The 7513-nt window shown below is 35.2% G+C and carries 6 protein-coding genes; 4 read left to right on the forward strand and 2 right to left on the reverse strand.

Annotation, left to right across the window (positions count from 1 at the left end; genetic code table 11):
• Nucleotides 1–216: 216 nt before the first annotated feature.
• On the forward strand, nt 217–1377 hold the full coding sequence (locus ABY905_RS11795; RefSeq protein ID WP_372644077.1) for an iron-containing alcohol dehydrogenase: 1161 nt from the start codon (nt 217–219) through the stop codon (nt 1375–1377).
• A 58-nt stretch (nt 1378–1435) separates the two neighbouring features.
• Entirely contained in the window at nt 1436–2140 is a 705-nt protein-coding gene (locus ABY905_RS11800) for a type 1 glutamine amidotransferase domain-containing protein (protein ID WP_372644080.1), read from the forward strand.
• A gap of 107 nt (nt 2141–2247) precedes the next feature.
• Here the strand turns inward: ABY905_RS11800 and ABY905_RS11805 are convergent, their stop codons facing one another.
• Nucleotides 2248–2637, reverse strand: coding sequence for a bacteriohemerythrin (locus ABY905_RS11805; protein WP_372644083.1), 390 nt, complete (start codon nt 2635–2637; stop codon nt 2248–2250).
• 11 nt (nt 2638–2648) lie between these two features.
• Nucleotides 2649–5129, reverse strand: coding sequence for a PAS domain S-box protein (locus tag ABY905_RS11810; protein WP_372644086.1), 2481 nt, complete (start codon nt 5127–5129; stop codon nt 2649–2651).
• 851 nt (nt 5130–5980) lie between these two features.
• Here ABY905_RS11810 and ABY905_RS11815 point away from each other — a divergent pair.
• Nucleotides 5981–6814 carry a formylglycine-generating enzyme family protein gene (locus ABY905_RS11815; RefSeq protein ID WP_372644089.1) on the forward strand — a complete coding sequence of 278 codons (834 nt, stop codon included), beginning with the start codon at nt 5981–5983 and terminating at the stop codon, nt 6812–6814.
• Nucleotides 6804–7028: a formylglycine-generating enzyme family protein gene (locus ABY905_RS11820; RefSeq protein ID WP_372644092.1), complete on the forward strand. Its 225-nt coding sequence runs from the start codon at nt 6804–6806 to the stop codon at nt 7026–7028. Before ABY905_RS11815 ends, ABY905_RS11820 begins: the two co-directional genes overlap by 11 nt.
• The last annotated feature ends 485 nt before the right edge of the window (nt 7029–7513 follow it).

The following is a 7513-nucleotide window of genomic DNA, read 5'->3' on the forward strand; positions in this document are numbered from 1 at the left end:
TGTATCCAACTATCAAGATAAATATGCTGAAGCTATTCCTCAGTTGGCTCAATGGCTAATGGAAGGCAAGCTTATTTCTACAGAAACAATCGCGGAGGGATTTGAGAATACGCCTCAAGCTTTTATTGATTTATTTGAAGGGAAAAACAAAGGCAAAATGATTGTAAAAATCTAAGCTATATCATTATCAATTGTTAATCACTAATTGTAAAAAAAATGAATCATTTCGAATATAAAAACCCAACCAAAATCATTTTTGGTCAAAACAAGATTGCCGAACTGGCAAAAGAGATTCCTGCAAAGGAAAAGGTTTTAATTCTTTATGGAGGAGGGAGTATTAAAAGCAATGGCATTTATGATCAAGTAAAAATAGCTCTGGCTGAATTTGATGTCATGGAGTTCGGTGGAATACCTCCAAACCCGGAGTATTCTGTATTGATGAATGCTTTGGAATTCATACAATCGAATGAGATTACTTTCCTTTTAGCTGTAGGTGGCGGATCGGTTATTGACGGGACTAAATTTCTTTCGGCTGCAGCCCTTTACGATGGAAAATCCCCTTGGAATATTCTAACAAGTAGAAAGCCTGTGTTGAAAGCTATGCCTTTTGCATCTGTATTGACTTTGCCTGCAACGGGATCGGAAATGAACTCTGGAGCTGTAGTGACTCGCAAAGAGACAAAAGAAAAGCTAGCCATGAGTGGCCCTGCTTTGTTTCCCCAGTTTTCGATTCTCGACCCTCAGGTAATTAAGTCGATTCCAGAGAGACAAATAGCCAATGGTTTGGCCGATGCCTTTACTCATGTTTTGGAGCAATATTTAACTTATCCGACCGATGCTCTATTGCAAGATCGATTTGCTGAAAGTATTCTGCAAACACTTATTGAGGTTTCACCAAAGATAATGAAGGATCCAAGCGATTATAAGGCAGCATCCAATTTTATGTGGAGCTGTACCATGGCCCTTAATGGCTTAATCTCGCAGGGTGTTCCTTCTGACTGGGCAGTTCATGCCATGGGACATGAATTAACCGCTCTTTTCGGTATCGATCATGCTCGTACCCTTGCTGTTATTGCACCTAGCCATTACAAGTACAATATGGCAACTAAAAAAGAAAAGTTGGCACAATATGCTGAACGAATTTTTAATATCACCGAAGGTAATATTGAAGAGAAAGCTTTAGCAGGGATTGATGCTACTGAAGCCTTTTTCCATACCTTGGGAATTAAAACCAAACTATCTTCATATACAAAAGACTTTGAAGGTACAGCTGAAGTTATTTCTAAGCGATTCACCGAACGAGGTTGGCTTGGTATTGGAGAGAGAGGTAGTTTAAATCCAACAGATGTGGCAAAGATTGTTGAAATGACATATTAATGCCTAATTTGCTTACTAAGAACTTATTATTAATTATAAACCATTAAATACAAATACCATGTTAATTAAAACAGGAGTTATAAATATCTTATTCGTACTGACCTCTCACTCTCAGATGGGGGAAACCGGACATAAAACAGGCTTTTGGGTTGAAGAATTCGCTAACCCATATTACGCACTGGCAGATGCAGGTGTACAAATTACTATAGCGACCCCAAAGGGTGGTGCAGCACCTATCGATCCAACTTCAGATTTGCCTCAGAATGCAACGGAAGATACCGAGCGTTTTAATAAAGATGAGGCTGTTCAGAAAATGATCAATGAAACAATTGCGCTTGCCGATATTAATTTTGAAGACTATGATGCTGTCTTTTATCCTGGTGGGCATGGTCCCCTTTGGGATTTAGCAGAAGATGCCACATCAGCAAAATTGATTCAAGATTTTTATGCAGCCAATAAACCAATCGCTTTTGTCTGTCATGCACCAGCAGCTTTACGACATGTGAAGAATGCTAAAGGAGAATTTCTAGTGAAAGGGAAAAAAGTGACTGGATTTTCAAACGAGGAAGAGGAAGCTGTTCAACTGACTAAGGTAGTGCCTTTCTTGGTGGAAGATATGCTAAAAGAAAATGGTGCCTTATACAGTCGTGGAAAAACTTGGGAGGCTTATGCTGTTCAGGATGGCAATTTGATTACGGGACAAAATCCTGCATCATCGGCTCTTGTGGCTGAAATGTTATTGAAAATGTTACAGGAGAAATAAGCTTGTATCTATTTTAATAAAATGAAAAAAACCTTGTGTTAATACTAATTCACGCAAGGTTTTTTCATTATATATGCTGAAATTTATGAGCTGTGACTTTGGAAATATCAAATGTGATTTTTGTAATCTTGATCGTCTACGCTTGTATGCTGTACTAGCCAATCAACAAGGAATTGCAATAATTCTTGGGTGACAGTAGCCTTATTTTTCTGTACATCAGTGCAAAACAGAGCAATTTTGAGTGAAAATTCCTTATGCTTTTTTTTATGCTCATTGAGTTTAGGGTAGTTCGCTCTTTTCATAAACTCTTCTTCATCATTAAAATGAAGTAATGTATACTTTAATAGCTCAGAAAGAGTTTCATTAATCACTTTTGAATTTGCTCTTTCATTTGAGTGTTTAGATAATTCATTAATTAGTTCGATCAATTTTTTGTGTTGACGATCAATTATGGTATTGTTAACACTAATCTTTTCACTCCATTGAATAATTTCCATATTTAAGAAGATTAATCTGTTATTAAATTAAGCGTAGAAGTATTTTGTTCTATTTGATAGTTTGGATGTGTAAAGTAAAAAGTTGAACCTTCGTTCTGTTTTGATTCCAAAGATATTTTGCCACCAAGTAATTCTACCAATTTTTTAGAAATAGATAATCCAATACCTATACCTTCATATTCTCGAGTGTTACTCTCATCAGCTTGTCGAAACAGGTCAAAGATATTTTTTTTGACTTCACCTGATATACCAATTCCAGTATCTTTTACAAAAAACCGGATATACTTATCTGAAATATTATCTTCTTTGTTAAAACCAAATTCGACATGCCCTTCTTCGGTAAACTTTAATGCATTTTTTAAGAGATTTAAAAAAATCTGCTCAAAGCGCTTAGGGTCTGTATTGATCATATACATGGACGCATCAGTAGGGAGAATTAGTTTTAATTCAAGATGGGTTTTGTTCAAGGCATATTGCTCAGCCTTAATTAGATCTTCAATTTCGTATAGAATAGTTGCAAGAGGGTAATTGTTACATTTAATTTTTATGTTACCAGATTCGATTGAAGAAATATCAAATAGATCTTCTACAATTCCTAGAAGTTGGAAACCACTCTGATTGATGATTTTACAGAAATCAACAGCAGTTTCAATTGGTGTATCAAGGTCTATCAAATTAGAGAATCCAAGAACTGCATTTAAGGGCGTACGTAATTCATGCGACATAGTCGCTAAGAAAGACGATTTTAATCGATCGGATTCCTTTGCTTGATATAAGGCTTCACGTAAATCGTCTTCGTTTCTTTTTTTCTGGATAGAAATACTAATTTGATGTGAAATCAATTCAAGTACTTCCTTATCCTTCTCTGTAACCACACTTTCATCTTCGTAGCTTTGAATAACTAATACGCCTATGGTCTTTTCTGCTCCTTTTAAAGGCGTCCCTAGCCAAATTTTAGAAGGTGCACCTTGTAGTACCAATTCACCTTTAGATACCATTTCGCTCAATTTCTGACGATTGGCTAACAGAGCTGTTTTATGATCAATGACCCAGCCAGAAATGGTTTTCGCTTTAGGGAAGTATTCAACAGAATCAAACTCATCATTGTGATAAGGCAAATGGAAGGTTTCAGTTATGTCATCATATAGGGCAACAAAAAAGTTGGTTGTGTTAATCAACTTTCCAAGTTCAAGACGTATGTATTCAATAAATTCAAATAATGTGTTATGTGTAAAAACAGCATTAGATATATTGAGGATAATTTGTTGAATTGTTTGATGGCGTTTTTGTTCGGTAATATCTTCTTTAACAGCGATAAAGTGAGTAATCTCTCCTTGGCTATTTTTTAAGGCCGAAATACTGGCAAATTCCCAAAATAATTCACCATTCTTTTTTTTATTTTGTAATTCACCTCTCCATTCATGGCCTGATTTAATCGTTTCCCATAAATTTTGGTAAGTATCCCGAGAATTGTTCCCAGAATCTAAGATCCTCGGATTTTCACCTTTTACATCGTTTAGGGAATAGCCCGTTAATTTAATAAATTTAGGATTTACAAATTCAATCTTACCATCATAGTCAGTTACAACTACTGATACAGGACTTTGAATAACAGATTGAGATAAGATTTTTAATTCAGTTTCTGTTTGTTTTAAACTTGTAATATCATTTATAGAGAGTAGTGAAACAGTTTTATTATTAAAAATAGAATTCTTAACATTTACAATAATATTTATCTTGGCACCATCTCTTTTTACAGCAATAGTCTCAAACTGATATTTAGATTTGCCATTGTACTGTCTATCCCAGTTTTCTTCAGGAATAAAATCGTAAATTGACATATTACACAATTCGAATTCTGAATAACCTGTCATTTCTTCAGCTCTCTGATTAACCTCTATAATTCTATGTTTTTCAAGAATGTAAACGGCTTCATAGCTGGCATTTGCTAATGTTTTGAATTTTTTCTCACTGTCCTCTAATCGGCTGATCATTCTACAGCGATCGATAACAATTGCAGTTAGATTTGCTAGATCTGTGATTAAATTAAGATCAGAAATACTGGGGGTATGAATGTATTGATGATAGATTGCAAATGTACCTAATATTTTTCCAGATGGATCTTTTATGGGTTGAGACCAGCATGAGGCTAAATTGGCTTTTTGAGCAAGTTCCTTTGCCCTCTCCCAATAGGGATGTGTGCTGATATCCTCTACAATGACTCTTTCACCGGTATAGGCTGCAGTTCCGCAAGATCCAATTCCAAACCCTATTAGTAGTCCATTTACTGCCTTATTATAAAAGTCTGGAAGATTGGGAGCAGCCCCATTTAATAAGTGCTTCCCTTCTTCGTCAACGCAGAGTATCGCACAGATTGAATCAGGAGAATATTCCTGGGCATCTTTAACAATTTTATTTAGTAAAACGGTCTCGGGTGTGCCCTTATATAATGATTCGAGAATGTTTGATCTTAGAGTAGAGAGTCCTTTCATAGAACTAAAATAATAATTTTTTTTTGATTTATGTTATGATTTTTCTGTCCTTAAAATCAATCTGTTATTGATGGATTAATTTAATCACCAATTTTGATTAGGTACATCTTCACTGTTTAGGTAAAGACTTTCTCCAATTTTAGGTTTAGTGAGTCTTAAATTTACAGAATTTGCGTGCTTCTTTAGAGGTTTGATATGGTAACAGCTTTAATCCGCAATTTTATGGTTATTCCAAGCATTTTGGGTTGAAATTTACTTTATGCTGCGACTCCGCTGTTACGTAAGTAATAATTTTTGTCATATTCATGACCAGTAGTATCATTAAAAAACCATTGCAGCTGTCATTGGAATATATACCCATATATTCGCCACGAATAAACCATTATTAATATGGCGTTTTACCTAATTAATCATTTCGAGACATCCATTCTCGGAGTTAATAAATTGCTGATAGTAACTACCTTTTAAGTTGCCAATCTTAAAAAAACAATTAATATCCAGTGTCTCTTTAGAAAAATAGATTCCCATAACAACTGTCTTTTTCATATCTTTAATACATTGTTTTGTGGATTTAACCAACAGCCTATTGTACTAACACACTTATTAGGTTTTACCTATAATTCTATATGGTATCTTAAGCCATATCCGCAGAAGTCTAATTCGGGACTTAGATTACATTCCATAAGCTTTCGCTAGTTAAGTTCTGCTGACTGGTTGATCATTACTAAAATACAAAATCAGTAACCTTGGTTATGCAAACTTAAAGGATAGCTATCGGGAGATCAAGAAGGATAGTAAGATCGTTAGTGCTTATTTCAATTGAAAAGACAACTTGGAAAAAAATTGAAACAATGAAACTAAAAAACTTAATTCTATTACTTCTGACACAACTAATGATATTTAGTTGTTCAAAAGAAGAAAATGGAAACTATAGCAAACCAGTAGTTTCTACATCGGAAGTTTCTGAAATAACGAATACGACCGCTATTTGTACTGGTAATTTAACCAGTGATGGTGAATACCAAATCACAGGAAAGGGAGTTGTTTGGCATACATCAACCAGTGTGACTTTAGAAGTAAAGACCGGGATAACTAGAGAAACAAATGAAGTTGGTGAATTTGCTAGTACTCTAACGGATTTAACAACAGATACAAAGTATTTTGTTCGTGCTTATGCTACCAATGACCTGGGTACTGGTTATGGTGAAGAAATAGAATTTGCCACAACAGTTTATAAAGATATTGAAATGGTAAGTGTAGAAGGAGGAACATTCGAAATGGGAAGTAATGATGGTTATTCTGATGAAGAACCGATTCACTCGGTAACTATAAGCTCTTTCGAAATAGGAAAGTATGAAGTAACTCAAGAACAATGGAAAAAAGTAATGGGGAGTAATCCTTCACATTTGAAAGGAGATATTTTACCTGTAGATCGAGTAAGTTGGGACGATGTTCAAACATTTATCACAAAACTAAACGAACAGACTGGATTAGAATACAGATTACCAACCGAGGCCGAATGGGAATTTGCTGCACGAGGAGGGGTTTTGGCAAACTCAACTATCTACGCAGGTAGTAACACTATTGGTGATGTGGCTTGGTCTGATGATAATTCTGGAAATAAACCACACGCAGTGGGGGGGGAAACAAGCCAACGAATTAGGAATTTACGATATGAGTGGTAACGTTTATGAGTGGTGTAACGATTGGTATGGAAGCACATATTATAGTAGTAGTCCAACTGATAATCCACAAGGCCCTTCAACGGGCTTTTACCGTATTTTTAGAGGCGGCAGTTGGTATTATGTTCCTTACCGCTGTCGAGTTGCTCATCGTAGTTCCTATTATCAGACCAGCAAGAATTACTACGTAGGCTTTCGACTTGCCCTCAGTTTATAACGGCTCATTCATTTTCTAGTTAACTCTATAAATAATTTCCAAAAGTATTCAATTATCATAGTTGATGGTACAGATGATAGTAATGATGTATCGAGAACAATTAAGCCAAGTATGGTGCCACAACCTGTAGGTGTTTTTTATTAGCTTATAGAATTAGGCATGACAGTTTTATGCCTCACAAAGAAATTAAAGGTTTGAAATTATTCAAGCCTTTTTTTATTTAGCTTTCTCACCATATTTTCATGATCGGTTATGGGTAGAGTTTATTTTTTCAACCTTAAAGAAAAGATTAGAATGGGTCAGTGACAAAAGTTGGGTCTGCTTTAATTTCATCATATCTTTACTTGCATAAAATTGAATATATTTGTCTCTTCTGCACAAGTCCATATTATCCTTATTCTTTCCAGCAGGTCTTTTAGATTATTTTGACATTGTAGATTATCAAACGGAGTCTACCAATAAAGAGCTTTTCACAAAAGGGCTAA

The sequence above is a fragment of the Ancylomarina sp. genome (genome assembly GCF_041555295.1).
GTDB lineage: Bacteria > Bacteroidota > Bacteroidia > Bacteroidales > Marinifilaceae > Ancylomarina.

What these genes read in the sequence shown, in the direction of transcription:
- ABY905_RS11795 (WP_372644077.1), top strand. Translation starts at nt 217, where the DNA reads ATGAATCATTTCGAATATAAAAACCCAACCAAAATCATTTTTGGTCAA.
- ABY905_RS11800 (WP_372644080.1), top strand. Translation starts at nt 1,436, where the DNA reads ATGTTAATTAAAACAGGAGTTATAAATATCTTATTCGTACTGACCTCT.
- ABY905_RS11805 (WP_372644083.1), bottom strand. Translation starts at nt 2,637, where the DNA reads ATGGAAATTATTCAATGGAGTGAAAAGATTAGTGTTAACAATACCATA.
- ABY905_RS11810 (WP_372644086.1), bottom strand. Translation starts at nt 5,129, where the DNA reads ATGAAAGGACTCTCTACTCTAAGATCAAACATTCTCGAATCATTATAT.
- ABY905_RS11815 (WP_372644089.1), top strand. Translation starts at nt 5,981, where the DNA reads ATGAAACTAAAAAACTTAATTCTATTACTTCTGACACAACTAATGATA.
- ABY905_RS11820 (WP_372644092.1), top strand. Translation starts at nt 6,804, where the DNA reads ATGAGTGGTAACGTTTATGAGTGGTGTAACGATTGGTATGGAAGCACA.